Raw genomic sequence first — 15508 nt, forward strand, 5'->3', positions numbered from 1 at the left:
CTCAGATACTCCTCAGCATGCGCCACAGCGCCACACAACCGATGATCTGCATGCTGAAGGCGCCGATCAGCAGCAACTGACCGCTGCCATCGGCCCACATGCCCACCAGGTAAGTCGGGTTGGTCAGCAGGAAGTAGCCAGCCACGCTGACTGGCAGCAGCGCCAGCACCACGGCGGTGACGCGGGTTTCGCCGGTCATGGCGCGCAGTTGGCGCGCACCCTGGTCGCGCTCGCGAATCATCTTGATGAGGTTTTCCAGCAAATCGCTGGCGTTGCCGCCGTAGCGATGGTTGACCTTCAAGCCGAGGGCAAACAGGCGCAGTTCGTCCTGTTCATACAGCTCGGCGAAATCGTGCGCCGCTTCCGGCAGGCTGACCCCCAGCAACACGTTGCGCTTGATGCGGCCCATGGCGGTCTGCAACGGGTCTTCGCTGGCATCAATGGCGCCGAGCACCGCATCGGCCAGGGTGCGCCCGGACTTGAGGCTGCGCACGGCGTGGTCGAGCAATTGCGGCAGTTGCTCGATCATGCGCCGCAACCGCCGTTGATAACGCAGCGAGATGTAGAAACGCAGCGCCAGCGGCGGCGTCAACAGCATCACCAGCAACCCCAGCCATTCGAAGGCGAGCAAGCCCAGCACCGCGCCGAGCGCCCACAGAGTCAACCACAGGCCCAGGCGCTCGGTCGGCTTGCCCAGGCCTGCGCGCATGAAGGTGCGTTCCAGGCTGGTCAGCACCGGGTTGTTCTCCGGGCTGTCGGGTTGCCCGTGGGCCAGGCGCTCCAGCACGCGGTCGGTCTGTGCCTGGCGCACACCACGGCGCATCAGGTGCAGGCCGAGCAACAGCATGGACAGGGACATGAGTGCGAGCAGGATCGGAGCAAACATGGGCGGCGCCTCCTACTGCGGCAGGTGGCTTTCGCGGCGCAGTTTGTCGCCGGCGGGGTTGATGGCTTCGCGCAAAAAACCGTAGCCGGTGCGTTTGTCGAGGCGGAACAGGGTGTTGGTGACATACACGTCATCGCGCACGCCCACCACTTCCACCACCTCGGTGACGCAGCGGCGGCCGTCGGGCATGCGTGATAGTTGGATGATTACGTCGAGCGCCGCGCAGATCATCTGGCGCAGGGTTTTTTCCGCGACGGTGCGCCCGGTCAGCCCCACCAGGGTTTCCAGCCGCAGCAGCGCATCCTGGGCGTTGTTGGCATGCACGGTACTCATGGAGCCATCGTGACCGGTGTTCATCGCGGTGAGCACGTCGAGCACTTCCACGCCACGTATCTCGCCGAGGATGATGCGGTCAGGGCGCATCCGCAGGGCATTGCGGATCAGGTCGCTGGCTTTCACTTCACCGTGCCCCTCGGCATTCGGCGGGCGGGTTTCCAGGCGCACCACGTGGGGGTGGCCCAGTTGCAATTCGGCCACGTCTTCGATGGTGACCAGGCGTTCGTGGGGGTTGATCAGTTGGCTGAGGATGTTCAGCAGCGTGGTTTTACCGGTGCCGGTACCGCCGCTGATCAGGATGTTGCAGCGTTTGCCCACGGCCTCCTGGAAGAACTCGAAGATCGGTTGGTCGATGGTCTGCATGGCCACCAGGTCGCTGCTCTTGAGCATGTCCTTGCGGAATTTGCGGATCGACAGGCACGGGCCGTCGAGGGCAATCGGCGGGATGATCGCGTTGACCCGGCTGCCATCGGGCAAGCGCGCATCGACCATCGGCGAGGATTCGTCCAGGCGCCGTCCCAAGGGCGCGAGGATGCGTTGCATGACGCGCTCCACATGGTGGTCATCGATAAAGCGCAGGTCACTTTGGTGCAGCAAGCCATCGCGTTCGACGAATACCCGATGCGGGCCGTTGACCAGGATTTCCGTCACGGAGGCATCGCGCAGCAGCACTTCCAGCGGGCCGAAACCGGTGAGTTCGTCGACGATCTCTTCGGCCAGGCGCTCCATCTCATAGCGGGAAATCGCCAGGTGCATACGGGTGATGTATTCGTTGACCTTGTCGATCACAAACTGCGCGAGGGACTGGCGTGTGCCTTCCAGCAGGTTTTTCCCCGACTCTTCGATGGCGTCGATGATGTAGCGGTGCAGCACCAGCTTGAGGCCGTCGTGATCGGTATTGCCGACGGCAGCGCGCCCGCCGGGCACGCCGAACAGCTTTTCGCCGCTCACTTGGTGCCCCACAGGCGGGTAAGCCAGTTGGCCGAGGGTTTCTCAAGGCCTTCGGAGCGTTTGGCCAGGCGCTCGCCAAGCACCCGCAAGCCTTGGGTCAAGGGTTCGCGCGGGGCCAGGGAAAACAGGCTTTGCCCTTGGTTTTTCGCGTTCAGGCGCAGCTCTGCGGCCAGGGGCAGCACGGCAATGACTTCCAGGCCAAAGGTTTTGCCCAGGGCTTCGGCCTCCGGCGCGGCGCCTTTGATGTAGCGGTCGATCAGCAACCGGCCGTGTTCCAGCTTCATGCCTTTTTCGCGCCAGCGATTGAGCACTGTCAGGTTGCGCCGGCAGTCCAGCACGCTTTGGTCGGTGCACCACAGCAGCTTGTCGCAATGGCTGACAAAGGTGCGCAGGGCCTCGCTGTCCGGTTGGCCGGTGAGGTTCACCACGATGTGCTGGAAGTGTTGGCGCAGGGCGCTGAGCAACATGTACAGCTCGGCGGCGCTGGTGTGTTCCAGGGGCTCGTCGCTGTCGGTGTAGGCGAGGATGCGCAGGCCCGCCTCGGTGGCGGTGAAGGCGCTGTTGATCAAGGTGGCGTCGAGGCGGCGCAGGTGGCGCAAGGCATCGCCAAAGTGAAACGAGCTTTCCAGGCCCAGCAGCGCCAGGCTGTCGCCCCGGGGCAGGCCGAGGTCGAGGACCAGGGTTTGCTGGCCGCTTTTCTGCACCACATGCGCCAGGTGCCCGGCCAACATGGCGCCGTCGGTGCCGCACTGGGTGCCATACAACACGGTAAGGCCGCCCAAATGGCTGGTATGGGCCACCGCCGGCAGGCGTTTGCTCAGGCGCCGCACCAGCCCCGCGACTTCGCTGGAGCGCGAGCCGTAGGCGACAAAATCCCGGGCGCCGGCGCGCATGGCGTTCAGCACCAGCTGATTATCCATGCCGTCGCCCAGGGCCACGATTGCCAGCATCGGCTTGGCCTCCAGGGCGCCTTCGATCAGGGCGCACTGGTTGGTGACGTTTTCACGGTCGAGGCCGATGAACACCAGGTTGGCGAAGGTCACGTCCACCAGCGCGAGCAGCTCGTCGAGGCTGCCGCTGCCGGCGCTGACCACTTGGCCCAGAGGCGCGAGGGCGCCCTGGAGCCACTCCAGGTCGGTGCTGTTGCGGGTGATTGCCAGGAAAGTCTGGCTCAGGCTTTCGCTCATTGGGAGAGTCCTGTGCGTCGGTCGAAATTGCCGTTTTCGAGGAAGAACAGGCGGTACCAGTTCGGGTCGTAGCTGCGCAGGTTTTCCCCCGGCAGGGACGGCAGTTGTGCGTTCGCGGCGAGAGGCTGGACCAAATGCGGGGTGACGATCATCAGCAGCTCTTTTTCTTCACGGCTGATGTTGGAGTCACGGAAGAACGCACCGAGGATCGGGATGTCCCCCAGGCCTGGAAATTTGTCGATGGTGGAGCGGTTGTTGGTGCTGATCAGGCCGCTGATCACGAAGCTTTCGCCATCGGCCAGGGACACGCTGGTGTCGGTGCGGCGCACGGTCAGCGCGGGCACCCGGATGCCCTGGATGGCGACGGCGTTGCTGTAGTCCAGCTCGCTGACTTCCGGCGCGACCTTGAGGGTGATGCGGTTGCGGTCGATCACCGTGGGGGTGAGGGTCAAGCGAATGCCGAACTCTTTGTACTCGATGGAGATGGTATCGCTACCGGCGCTGGGCACCGGGATCGGCACTTCGCCGCCGGCCAGGAAGGTCGCGCTCTGGCCGCTCAGGGCCACCAGGCTGGGACGCGCCAGGGTGTAGGCGAAGCCGCTGCTTTCGAGGGCGTTGATCATCGCCTTGACGCGGCCACCGCCAAAACCGACGTTGAAGTTGTCTGTGCTCACCGGCAGTTTGAACACGCCCTCTGAGGGGGACAGGATGTTCGGGCTACTCAGGAAGAAGTTGGTGCCGACCCCGAGAAACTTGGTGCTCGCCTCCTTGAGCTTGGTGCGGCTGACTTCGACAAAACGGATATCGGTCTGCACCTGGCTGGGCAGCGACGGGTCTTCCGAAGGCGACAGCGACAGGCTGGTCAGCGCCGACGTGGCCTTGCCCTTGACGAACACCATGGTCTGGCGCGGGCTGGGCGAGCAGGCGGTCCAGATCATCAGGCTGGTGGCGCCGGACGAGACGCCGGTAAGCAGGAAGGCCTGGTTGCCGTTGACGTGCACATCGGCGATTTTCGGGTCGCCGACCGCCAGCCGGGTAATGGCGACCGGGGACTGGATGGCCTGTTGCAGGCCTTCGCCGACCTCAAGGGTCGCGGGCAACTGCCCCAGGCTGGCGCAATTGCCCGGTGCCGCCTGTGCCGCGCCGGCGGGCAGGGCGAGGGTGACCAGGGTGCAGAACACTCGCGAAAACTTCGGCATGGAACGACTGCTCATTCAAGGCATCCTTAGCGCTATCAGGGCGTTTGTTGAGTGACCTGGTTACCGCGTATCACCTCGACACCCGAACGACGCGGGGCGGCATTTTTGGTGGCTGTCGGGTTGAAGTTGCTGATGGGTGGCGCGGTTTGCGCCAGTTGGTTGAACTGGTAGAGGTCGCGCTTGGCGTTGTCGAGGTTCTGCGCCGAGTCGCTGTCGCCAGCCCAGTAGCGGCTCAGGCGCTGTTCGTCGGCGCTGCGCAGGGCAAGGCGCAGGCTGCCGGCTTGCACGGCGAGGACCAGGCGGCTCATCAATTGTTCGGGCACTGCCAGCAACACCGTGCGCGCACTGGCACGGCCTTGTTGTTGCCGGGCTCTGTCTTCGGCGGTGACGGCCACCGGTGAGCCGGGCGTGCCATCGTTGGTCAGCCCCAGTTGTTCGCCCACGCCCAGCAGGCGCAGGGCCGGGATAACGGTTTGGGCCGAGGGTTGCGGGTTGCCGTTTTCCGAGCGCAGGTACAGCATCACATCTACATAGTCGCCGGGGTTCAATTGGCCGCCGGCGCCGGTCACTTCATCCACCGCGACCGCCAGTGCGCGCTCGTCGGCGCGGATCATGCGCGACAGGTTGCCGCCGGCGTTGAAGCTTTCTTCGGTCAGCCAGGTGCCGGCTTGCAGGGCGCGCCATGGTGTGCGCCCGACTGCCTGCTCCAGTGAGGTGAGGCTGCCGGCGGGGACGGTCTTGAGTTTTTCCACCGTCAGGTCGGCAGCGGTCAGGGCGACAAAGGGCGGCACGTCATGGGCCAGCACGACCACGGGTTGGCGAGTCGGGTCTTCGATGGCAGCGACAGGGCCGTTATTAATGACAGGTGGTGCGACGGCGACAACCGGTTCCGGACGGCTGAGAACGAGGCCCCAGTACCCGGCAATCAACGCCCCCAGCAACAGTACCCCGGCCAGAATCATGCTGATACGACTGCTCATGAAGGCTCTCCCTTTCCTACTGCCAGACCTTTCAACGGGTCCATCCAGCGACTACGCAATCAGTTCGTTCTGGGTATTCAACTATTTCGCTATTTGAAGGTAGTTGAGCTAGGACAAAATGCCATTACTGCATGGAAATATTGTGTATCGCGGCGCAAACATTGGCGCTCTGGCGCCAAGGTTCTGACTAATACTTTGTGATTAGTCGGTTATTACACTTGTGGGGAGTGAATTTGCCGACAATGCTCTAGTGGCATAGCGAGATCATGTTGCAAGCCCGCTACATCCGCGCTCTCAGCGCAAAGGAGAAGTCATATGTTCCTTGATGCCATTCGTAAAGTGTTTATCAAAATCCAGATTCTGTCTTACGGAAGAGAGGGGGCCTCCGGTATTGAATATGCGATTGTCGCGGCCATGTGTGCGGCGGTGATCGGGGCGTTCATGTCGCCGATCAGCACTAAGGTAAAGTCCATCTTCACCTCGATTCAAACCGGTATCGGCACTTGATGGCTGAACGAAGCGCTTTCTCCTCTTTTGACGGAGCTCTACATGCAAATCGAAGAAAGCGTTCGTTTTATCTACGTGAAAGTGCTGGTCATGGTGAGCGCCAGGGACGGCGCCTCCGGCATTGAATACGCCATTGTGGCGGCCATGTGCGCGGCGGTGATCGGGATCTTCATGACTCCGATAAGTGACCGTGTGAAGGTGCTGTTCAACCTGATCGAAGCGAGCATTGCATCGACTTGATCAATCCCGCGACACGACTAACCTGAGTAGATTCTTAGTGTCAGGATCTTTCGCCATGAGTCCCTCTGCGCCTGCTTCGCGGCAACAACTTCTCCTGGTGGACGACGAAGAGGACGCCCTGATCGAACTTGCCGAATCCCTCTCCAATGAGGGATTTGTGTGTTTTACGGCCACCTCTGTGACCGACGCGTTGCAGGAATTGACCCTCAACCCGGACATCGCGCTGATCATCACCGACCTGCGCATGCCCGAGGAAAGCGGCATCTCCCTGATCAAGCGCCTGCGCGAACACACCTCTCGCCAGCACTTGCCGGTGATCGTGATGTCGGGCCACGCCGAGATGGATGACGTCAGTGACATGCTGCGGTTGCAGGTGTTGGATCTGTTTCGCAAGCCGATCTATTTGGTGCGGTTGATCGATACTCTCAACAGTTTGTTTCCCCTGCAGAAGCGTCATCTCTAGGCTCAATGTGGGAGGGGCTTGTGTGGGAGCGGGCTTGCTCGCGAAAGCGGTGGGTCAGCCAATTCATCAGGTGACTGATACGCCGCATTCGCGAGCAAGCCCGCTCCCACATAAGCTAATTCCCACACATGCCTACACACATCGGCCTGGTCAGAGCTGGTAACTGAAACTCAGCGTATACCGCGGCCGCCGGTCAAAGCTGTCCAGCGCGACGTCCGACAGCGGCTTGGCCGCCTCTAGCGCAATGTTGTAGTACTGGCTGTCGCCAAAGCGCAGGCCCACGGCGGCGGACGACAGGTCGTTGCCCCTGATCGGCAGTACGTTGAACCAGGTCTTGGCGCGGTCGAACACCACGTACGGTTGCAGGATGCGCACCCAGTCGCCGGCACGGTTGTAGCTGTAGTTGATCTCGTACGCCAAGCCCCAGCCCTTGTCGCCCGAGCCCTGGTCATCGGGGTAGCCACGGGCGAAATTCTGCCCACCGAAGGTGGCGCGTTCGCTGTCGGGCAGGGTGTCATCACTCCAGTAGAACGCCGCGGAAAGCACGCCCTGGAAGTTGCTGCCGAACAGCTTGTTGCTTTGCACGCCGGACAGGCGCAGGCGGAAGAAATCCAGGTCGGGTTTTACCCCGTCGAAGTCGCTGTGGGTCTTGGCGCCCATGCCATTGATGCCTTGGTACAGGCCGGCGCTGAGAATGCGCAGTTGGTCGGTGTCGGCCTTGCGCCAGTCGCCTTCGAAGGCCAAGGCACGCAGGTTGGTTTCCAGGTCGAAGCGGTTGGGGAAACCCACCAGTTGATAACGGGTTTTCTGATCGACGCCATAAATGCGCGTGCCGAGGCTCAGGGATTCGGTCGGCGAGGCAATCACGGGGTGGCTCACACCAATGGAGAAGCGGTCGATGGCCTGGTGCGGCTTGAGCTGGAAACCGCCGTCCAGTTGCACGTTGGTGCCAGGGTCCGCGCGGTAGCGTTCCCCCGACAGTGCAAGCTGGGTGCCCTCGGCGTTGACGAACTGGCTGTAGGCGGCGCGGTAGTAGTGTTCCTTGTCGTTGCCCGGCGGCGCCAGGGCGCTGACGGTCAACTGTTCACCCATCGACGTCTGCGAGTTGCTGGTGGCACTGACCAACGCTTGCAGGCCGCCACGGCTGGCCTGGTTGAGGCTCATGCTGGTGGTGAAGGGCTTGCGGCTGGCGGTGATCTGCATGTGGGTGCCGCCATCGGTGGTGCGCGGCGGCGGCACTTGCGCTTGCAAGGTCACGCCGGGAATCGCGCCCATCAGCGTGGTGTAGCGCTCGAAAGTCTTGCGGGTGAGTGGGCGTTCGGCCTTGAGTTTGTCGGCGAGCTTTTCCACGTAGGCCGACACCGAACCGATATCGCCTTGCATCTGGTAATCGCGCACATAGCCTTCCACCAGCACCACGTGGACCAGGCCACCCTCGAAACTTTGTTCCGGCAGGAAGGCATAGGACAGCAGGTAGCCGTCCGCCTGGTAGCGCTTTGTGATGCTGCGGGTGGCCTCGATCAGCTGGGCGATATTGGTTTCATGGCCAATCAGCGGTTCGAAGGCCAGCGCCAGTTCCTTGAGCGGGTAGACCGTACCGCCGTCGATCTGCAGTTTGCTGATGGTCACCTTGGTGTCCATCAGCAGCGGCTGGGCTTCGCTGGCCGCAGGCGTTGGCAGCTGGGTTTGCGGGGTGTTTGGCCGGTAGGCGTCGGCGGGCAGGTTGGGCACGGGCAGGTTGCGGATGGTGTCGTTGCTATTGAGGAAACTGGGTAGGGTTTCGGCGTGGGCGTAAGCACTGAGGGTAAGCAACAACAGCGGCGTCAAAGCGCGCATAGGACACTCCATGGTCAAAACTGCAGCAGCGTTTCGCAGATTCCCGCCGGGCTCTGGGGCGCGGTTCGGGTGCCTTTCATTGGCGCATAAAAAAGACGAGAGACTTATTGGGTCTCTCGTCTCAACCAAGCGTAGGCGCTGTAGGGGAGGCCGTCTAATCGGCCAGGTGCAATTCTATTTTTTGCCGGTCAGGCCACCGAGCAAACCGCCCAGGCCGCCGCCGCTGGTGCTCGCCCCGGCACTGGCGCTGGCGCCGGCAGATGCGCTGCCGCCCAGGTTCAGGCCGCCGCCGAGCAAACCACCACCGCTACCGCTGGTACCACCGGTGACCAGGCCGCCCACCGAGGTCACGGTGTTACCGACTGCGCTGACGGTGCCGCCCAGGGCATTGGTGACCGGGTTGGCATTGGTGCCGGTGATTTTACCGCCCAGGCCGCTGACGGCGCTGCCGACGTTGGTCACCAGGCCGTTGACCGGAGCCCCCAGGCCAGTGCTGTTGCCAACGTTTTGGGTAAGGCTGGTGACGCCACTGGTGACAGGGTTGAGTGCGCTGCCCAGGCTGGTGGTGAGTGCCGCGACTGGAGCACCTGCTGCGGTGTTCGGTACGCCGCTGCCGCCCAGCAAGGTGCCCAGGGATGCAACCGTGCCGCCTACGCTGCCACCGGTGACGCCAGCGGCGCTGACCACGCCGTTGGTGTTGCCTGCGTTCAGGCCGTTACCGGCGCCGGCGATCACGCCGCCGATGAGTTCCGGCAGGCCAAGGTTGCCAGTGCCAATGCCGCCGCCGGAACCGCTGCCGGTGCCAGTGGTTGGGTTGACATAGCCGCCGGCGCTGCCGACCACGGTGCCTACGCCATTCAGCACGCCGCCCACGGCGCCCGTCACAGGGTTGCCAGTGCCGCCAGCGCCGGCGACTTTATCGCCGAGGCCGTCGACGGTACTGCCGACTTTGTTCAGCAGGCCGCCAACCGGGCTGCCCAGGCCGGTTGCGCTGCCTACTTGGCCGGTGGTTTTTTCTACGAGAGAAACCACTGGCACCAGCACTTTGGCGCCCACGGTATTGGTGACCGAACCCAACGGGCCGGTGGTGCTGGCGGTGCTCAGGGTGTCGCCGAGCATGGTCACGACGTTGCCGACTTTATCGACCACACCGCCGACCACTGGCGCGGCGCCGCTGACTACCGGTACTTGGCCGAGCAAGGTAGCGACATTGCCACCGGTGGTGCTCACACCATCACCCAGGTCGGAGACCGCGTTGCCCACACCAGCCAGGGTGGTGCCCACGGCATTGCTGTTGGTGCCGATAGTGCCCAGCCCGCCTGACAGGCCAGTGCCGATGCTGCCAACCGCGTTGCCGGTCGCAGTGACCAGGCCGCCCGTGGTGGCGCCGACAATCGGCAAGCTGCCCAGGGTGGTGCCGAGGCTGCCGACCGCGGTGCCTACGCCCGTTACGGTGTCGCCTACGGTGTCCACGACCGTCGCGGTGACCAGAGGGGTGGTGGTGCCGCCACCGGTGCCACCGCCTGTACCGCCGCCAGTGCCACCGCCTGTACCTCCTCCTGTGCCGCCACCTGTACCACCACCGGTGCCACCACCTGTACCGCCGCCAGTGCCGCCGCCCGTGCCACCACCAGTTCCGCCGCCAGTACCGCCACCGGTACCACCGCCTGTGCCACCGGTACCGGCTGTTGTGTCGTCAGTGGAGGACGAGCCACCGCTGTGATGCCCGCCACCACCGCTGCTGCAGCCGCCGAGCGTCAGTGCTACTGCCAGGGCCAGCGCGGTACTTGCTTTCCAAAACACTACTTGTTGAGTTTTCATGATTGAGTTCCCTGCACCTGTACAACCTTGGTTGTCTTCAAACACTCGCCATTTCTATGGAAGGCGATGCGTTTGTCCGTGTAGCTATAACAGGCCAGGGGGCTCTTTCTGACAATGCTCAACTTGGTATTAACGATTTATATACGGTCGTAAAGTCTCTGCTTAGGGACTAATACCAAGGGTATAAGATGTGGATGTTTCAAGATGTATATTTGTTTTTAATCAATGGCTTGAATGAAATAGCGGACTTTATAAAGTCCGCTATAACTTAGGGTGTATATATACAATTAAGGAGTGTGTTTCAGGCGATCGGCTGCCATTTGCCTACCATATGTTCAATATCGCCCGCGCCGCTCAAGCGACATTCACCCGCTGAACCGGCGGCGCTGGCAAACAACGTCACTTCACTGGGCAGGCGCACGGGTTTCCTGAACTCGACGCTGATCTCAACATTGGCGGCGGGCAAGTGTTCGCCCAAGGCGGCGAGGGTGTACGCCTTGTTCCACAGCCCGTGGGCGATGGCCTGGGGAAAACCGAACAGCTTGGCGGTCAGGGCGCTGAGGTGGATCGGGTTGTAGTCGCCGCTGACCCGGGCATAACGCCGGCCGATATCGGCGGGGGCTTGCCAGCGCATCAGCTCGCTGACGTCGGTTGGGCTCGGTTGCGCCGCGTCCTCGGGTTCGCCGTCGAGCTTTACGCCTCGGCAAAGCATGCGGCTTTCGGCTTCCCACAGCAGGCCGAGGGCATCTTCGACGGTGGTTACCAGCTCGAAGGTCGCGCCCTTGGGGTGCGGCTTGAGGTTGCGCGCGCGGACGCTGAGGGTCAGCTCGCTGACACCGCCCAGGGGTCGGTGGATACGGATGGTATTGCTCAAGTGAATCAGCCCCAGCAGCGGGAAGGGGAAGCTGTTGTCGGTGAGCAACTGCATCTGCAAGCCGAACGCGAGGACATGGGGATAAGTCGCCGGCAGCATCGGGCTGTCGGCAAACCCGCAGACCTTGCGGTATTTTGCGACAGCGTTGGGGTTGACGGTCACCCGGCAGCGTAGCCCGCGCTCGGGCAACGCGGTGCCGGTGATCTTGCGTTTGAGTGCCGCGCGCCAATACAGCGGCGGCAGCGAGGGTGTGCTGTGCAACGTTTGCCAGTCCATGCCTACGCTCCCAAGAGACTTTGCCCACATACCCGCAGCGTCTGCCCGTTGACGGCACCGCTGCCCGGCTGGCCGAGCCAGGCCACGGCTTCGGCTACGTCCTGCGGCAAGCCGCCCTGGCCCAGCGAGCTCATGCGGCGCCCGGCTTCACGCAAGGCAAAGGGAATATGCGCGGTCATCTGGGTTTCGATAAACCCCGGCGCCACCGCGTTGATGCTGATCCCCCGGTCTTTGAGCAACGGCGCCCAGGCTTGTGCGAGGCCGATCAAACCGGCCTTGCTCGCGGCGTAGTTGGTTTGCCCGCGATTGCCGGCGATGCCGCTGATGGACGCCAGCAGCACCACGCGGGCGTTGTCGTGCAAAGTGCCGCTGTCGATCAGCGCCTGGGTCAGCACTTGCGGGGCATTGAGGTTCACTGCCAACACCGCGTCCCAGTATTCCGGGGTCATGTTGGCCAGGGTTTTGTCGCGGGTGATGCCGGCGTTGTGTACGAGGATGTCGAGGCCATCGGGCAGGTGGTCGATCAACTGCTGGGCGGCGTCGGCGGCGCAGATATCCAGCGCCACGCTGCGCGCACCCAGGCGGGCGGCGAGGGCGTCGAGGTCGCCCTTGGCCTGGGGCACGTCGAGCAGGATGACGTCCGCACCGTCGCGGGCCAGGGTTTCGGCGATGGCCGCGCCGATGCCACGGGCGGCGCCAGTGACCAGCGCCTTGCGCCCGGCGAGGGGGCGAGTCCAGTCTTCGACCTGGGTTGCGCACGCTTGCAGGCGAATCACCTGCCCGGAGATGTAGGCGCTTTTGGGCGAGAGGAAGAAGCGCAAGGCGCCCTCCAACTGGTCCTCGGCACCGTCGCCGACGTAGAGCAATTGCAGGACGCCGCCATTGCGCAGCTCCTTGGCCAGGGAGCGGCCGAAACCGTCGAGGGCTCGTTGGGCACTGGCGGCGAAGGGGTCGTCGAGGCTTTCCGGCGCCCGGCCGAGGATCACCAGGTGCGCGCTGTTATCGAGGTTTTTCAGCAACGGTTGGAAGAATTCGCGCAGTTGCTTGAGTTGGTCGGTGTGCTGCAACTCGCTGGCGTCGAACACCACTGCCTTGAGTTTTGGACCATGGCCGGGAATCCAGGTCGAGGTCTCGTCGCCGTAGGTGTAGATAGCATCGGTGAGTTTGTGGGCAAAGGCCTGCACCTTACCCGCCAGCGCACCGCCGCCCAGCAGCAGCGCCCCTTCCACCGGGCGCAGGCGTCCGGCTTGCCAGCGTTCCAGGCGTACCGGTGACGGCAGGCCAAGGGCGGCGACCAGGCGATGGCCGAGGCTTGAGTTGGCGAAGTCGATATAACGGTCAGACATGGAACGCTCTCCGAATGCTGGGGTTCAAAGGGTTGACCACCCCGGGACGGTAGTCGTTCGATCAGCCTAGGCTAGGCTGAATGATTCCACCCACAACCTTCAGGGAGCTTTCCATGACTCAATTGCGCCGCGTAGCGATCATTGGCGGTAACCGCATTCCCTTCGCCCGCTCTAATGGTCCGTACGCCACGGCGAGCAACCAGGCGATGTTGACGGCGGCGCTGGAAGGCCTGATCGAACGCTACAACCTGCATGGCCTGCGCCTGGGCGAGGTGGCGGCGGGCGCGGTGCTCAAGCATTCCCGTGACTTCAACCTGACCCGCGAATGCGTGCTCGGCTCGCGCCTGTCGCCGCAAACCCCGGCCTATGACATCCAGCAAGCGTGCGGCACCGGCCTGGAAGCCGCGTTGCTGGTGGCCAACAAGATCGCCCTCGGCCAGATCGAGTGCGGGATTGCCGGCGGTGTGGACACCACGTCCGACGCGCCGATTGGCGTGAATGAAGGGCTGCGCAAGATCCTGCTGCAAGCCAACCGCAGCAAATCCATGGCCGACAAGCTGAAGGTCCTGCTGCAACTGCGTCCCCATCACCTCAAGCCGGAACTGCCGCGCAATGGCGAACCACGTACAGGGTTGTCCATGGGGCAACACTGCGAACTGATGGCCCAGACCTGGCAGATTCCCCGCGCCGAGCAGGATCAGCTAGCCCTGGAAAGCCATCAGAAAATGGCGGCGGCTTACGCCGAAGGCTGGCACAACGATTTGCTCACGCCGTTCCTCGGCCTGACCCGTGACAACAACCTGCGCCCGGACCTGACCCTGGAGAAACTCGCCGCGCTCAAGCCGGCATTCGAACGCAGCGAAAAGGGCACGCTCACCGCGGGCAACTCCACTCCGCTCACCGATGGTGCGTCGTTGGTGCTGCTGGGCAGCGAGGCCTGGGCGAAAGAGCGCGGTTTGCCGATCCTCGCGTATTTGCGCGATGGTGAAGCGGCGGCGGTGGATTTCGTCAACGGCGACGAAGGCCTGCTGATGGCTCCGGTGTATGCGGTACCACGCTTGTTGGCGAGGAATGGTCTGACGCTGCAAGATTTCGATTACTACGAGATCCACGAAGCCTTCGCGGCCCAGGTGTTGTGTACGCTCAAGGCGTGGGAGGATGCGGACTACTGCAAGACGCGCCTGGGGCTGGATGCACCACTGGGGAGCATCGACCGCAGCCGCTTGAATGTGAAGGGCAGTTCCCTGGCGGCGGGGCATCCGTTTGCGGCCACAGGTGGGCGTATCGTCGCCAACCTGGCCAAGTTGCTGGATGCAGCAGGCAAGGGGCGCGGGCTGATTTCCATCTGCGCGGCGGGAGGGCAGGGCGTCACGGCGATCATTGAACGGTGAAAGTGGCCCATTGGATGCATTCTTAAGTGATCAACGGTCGGTAGCCCCTCCCACCGGCGAGCCGATTGCCGTATAACGAGTGCCATACGCGTATTTGGTAATAAAGGACCCACAATAAAAGCTGATGAAGACTCCTAAACGCATTGAACCCCTGATCGAAGACGGTCTGGTCGACGAAGTGCTGCGCCCACTCATGAGTGGTAAAGAAGCAGCTGTTTATGTGGTGCGCTGCGGCAACGAATTGCGTTGCGCCAAGGTTTACAAGGAGGCGAACAAACGAAGTTTTCGTCAAGCGTCCGAATACCAGGAGGGCCGCAAGGTCCGTAACAGTCGTCAGGCCCGGGCCATGGCCAAGGGCTCCAAGTTCGGCAAGAAAGAAACCGAAGACGCCTGGCAGAACGCTGAAGTGGCGGCGTTGTTCCGCCTGGCCGGTGCGGGCGTTCGCGTGCCCCAGCCGTTCGACTTCCTCGAAGGCGTGCTGTTGATGGAACTGGTGGCCGACGAGTACGGCGATGCGGCGCCGCGTCTGAACGACGTGGTGCTGGAGCCGGACCAGGCGCGTGAATACCACGCTTTCCTGATTTCGCAGATCGTGCTGATGCTGTGTACCGGCCTGGTGCATGGTGACTTGTCCGAGTTCAACGTACTGCTCACGCCGACCGGCCCGGTGATTATCGACCTGCCCCAGGCGGTGGATGCGGCGGGCAACAACCACGCGTTCAGCATGCTGGAGCGGGATGTGGGCAACATGGCGTCGTACTTCGGGCGCTTTGCGCCGGAGTTGAAGAAGACCAAGTACGCCAAGGAAATGTGGGCGTTGTACGAAGCCGGTACCTTGCACCCGGCCAGCGTCTTGACCGGCGAGTTCGATGAGCCGGAAGAGTTGGCGGATGTCGGCGGTGTGATCCGCGAGATTGAAGCGGCGCGGCTGGATGAAGAGCGCCGGCAGGCGATTCGGGCGGCGGATGATGCGCCGCCGAGCAAAGTGCCGGACGAGCCACCGCCGCCGCCTTGGATGCAGTAATTTTCAGGCCAGCGGAGATCTGAAAAATGTGGGAGCGGGCTTGCTCGCGAATGCGGTGGATCAGTGAATATATCTTTGACTGACACACCGCCTTCGCGAGCAAGCCCGCTCCCACATTTTTTGATTGGGGTTAGTCCAACAAGCGGGTGATGGCCCGTACGATCATCTCGACCTCTTTGGCATCCAGGGTC

14 protein-coding genes are annotated in these 15508 nt (G+C 62.9%); 5 read left to right on the forward strand and 9 right to left on the reverse strand.

From position 1 onward, the window contains the following. Window position 1 precedes the first annotated feature (1 nt). From DBR46_RS07605 to cpaB, 5 genes are read right to left on the reverse strand one after another with little or no spacing between them, the layout of a single operon-like run. The gene (locus tag DBR46_RS07605; RefSeq protein ID WP_124525649.1) at window positions 2-886 is read right to left on the reverse strand and encodes a type II secretion system F family protein; all 885 of its coding nucleotides are present in this window, start codon (window positions 884-886) and stop codon (window positions 2-4) included. Window positions 887-898: 12 nt separating this feature from the next. Next, window positions 899-2173: a CpaF family protein gene (locus DBR46_RS07610; RefSeq protein ID WP_124525650.1), complete on the reverse strand. Its 1275-nt coding sequence runs from the start codon at window positions 2171-2173 to the stop codon at window positions 899-901. After that, on the reverse strand, window positions 2170-3360 hold the full coding sequence (locus tag DBR46_RS07615; RefSeq protein WP_124525651.1) for a pilus assembly protein: 1191 nt from the start codon (window positions 3358-3360) through the stop codon (window positions 2170-2172). The genes DBR46_RS07610 and DBR46_RS07615 overlap by 4 nt, the downstream gene beginning before the upstream one ends. Continuing rightward, the gene (locus tag DBR46_RS07620; protein ID WP_124525652.1) at window positions 3357-4574 is read right to left on the reverse strand and encodes a type II and III secretion system protein family protein; all 1218 of its coding nucleotides are present in this window, start codon (window positions 4572-4574) and stop codon (window positions 3357-3359) included. The genes DBR46_RS07615 and DBR46_RS07620 overlap by 4 nt, the downstream gene beginning before the upstream one ends. 20 nt (window positions 4575-4594) lie before the next feature. Next, on the reverse strand, window positions 4595-5539 hold the full coding sequence (gene cpaB / locus DBR46_RS07625) for a Flp pilus assembly protein CpaB (protein ID WP_124525653.1): 945 nt from the start codon (window positions 5537-5539) through the stop codon (window positions 4595-4597). A 315-nt stretch (window positions 5540-5854) separates the two neighbouring features. On the opposite strand from cpaB, the gene DBR46_RS07630 reads away from it, so the two are divergent. From DBR46_RS07630 to DBR46_RS07640, 3 genes are read left to right on the forward strand one after another with little or no spacing between them, the layout of a single operon-like run. Continuing rightward, complete coding sequence (locus tag DBR46_RS07630; RefSeq protein ID WP_124525654.1) at window positions 5855-6046, forward strand: Flp family type IVb pilin; 192 nt, start codon at window positions 5855-5857, stop codon at window positions 6044-6046. A 42-nt stretch (window positions 6047-6088) separates the two neighbouring features. Further along, window positions 6089-6286 (forward strand): Flp family type IVb pilin, encoded by a 198-nt coding sequence (locus tag DBR46_RS07635; RefSeq protein WP_124525655.1) that lies wholly within the window; start codon window positions 6089-6091, stop codon window positions 6284-6286. A 55-nt stretch (window positions 6287-6341) separates the two neighbouring features. Next, a complete protein-coding gene (locus DBR46_RS07640; RefSeq protein ID WP_124525656.1) occupies window positions 6342-6749 on the forward strand; it encodes a response regulator in 408 nt (135 codons plus the stop codon). 150 nt (window positions 6750-6899) lie between these two features. On the opposite strand, the gene DBR46_RS07645 is transcribed toward DBR46_RS07640, so the two are convergent. The 4 genes from DBR46_RS07645 to DBR46_RS07660 form a co-directional block, all read right to left on the reverse strand. Then, complete coding sequence (locus tag DBR46_RS07645) at window positions 6900-8585, reverse strand: ShlB/FhaC/HecB family hemolysin secretion/activation protein (protein ID WP_124525657.1); 1686 nt, start codon at window positions 8583-8585, stop codon at window positions 6900-6902. A 174-nt stretch (window positions 8586-8759) separates the two neighbouring features. Continuing rightward, on the reverse strand, window positions 8760-10406 hold the full coding sequence (locus DBR46_RS07650; RefSeq protein ID WP_124525658.1) for a collagen-like triple helix repeat-containing protein: 1647 nt from the start codon (window positions 10404-10406) through the stop codon (window positions 8760-8762). 301 nt (window positions 10407-10707) lie between these two features. Next, window positions 10708-11556 carry a MaoC family dehydratase gene (locus DBR46_RS07655; protein WP_124525659.1) on the reverse strand — a complete coding sequence of 283 codons (849 nt, stop codon included), beginning with the start codon at window positions 11554-11556 and terminating at the stop codon, window positions 10708-10710. 2 nt (window positions 11557-11558) lie between these two features. Then, window positions 11559-12902 carry a 3-oxoacyl-ACP reductase gene (locus tag DBR46_RS07660; RefSeq protein ID WP_124525660.1) on the reverse strand — a complete coding sequence of 448 codons (1344 nt, stop codon included), beginning with the start codon at window positions 12900-12902 and terminating at the stop codon, window positions 11559-11561. Window positions 12903-13015: 113 nt separating this feature from the next. Here DBR46_RS07660 and DBR46_RS07665 point away from each other — a divergent pair, with 113 nt between their 5' ends. Next, window positions 13016-14293, forward strand: coding sequence for an acetyl-CoA C-acetyltransferase (locus DBR46_RS07665; protein WP_124525661.1), 1278 nt, complete (start codon window positions 13016-13018; stop codon window positions 14291-14293). A 124-nt stretch (window positions 14294-14417) separates the two neighbouring features. Next, window positions 14418-15317, forward strand: coding sequence for a PA4780 family RIO1-like protein kinase (locus DBR46_RS07670; protein WP_014716761.1), 900 nt, complete (start codon window positions 14418-14420; stop codon window positions 15315-15317). Window positions 15318-15508 lie beyond the last annotated feature (191 nt).

Origin of the sequence: Pseudomonas sp. KBW05 (assembly GCF_003852405.1) — a bacterium.
Taxonomy (GTDB): Bacteria; Pseudomonadota; Gammaproteobacteria; order Pseudomonadales; family Pseudomonadaceae; genus Aquipseudomonas.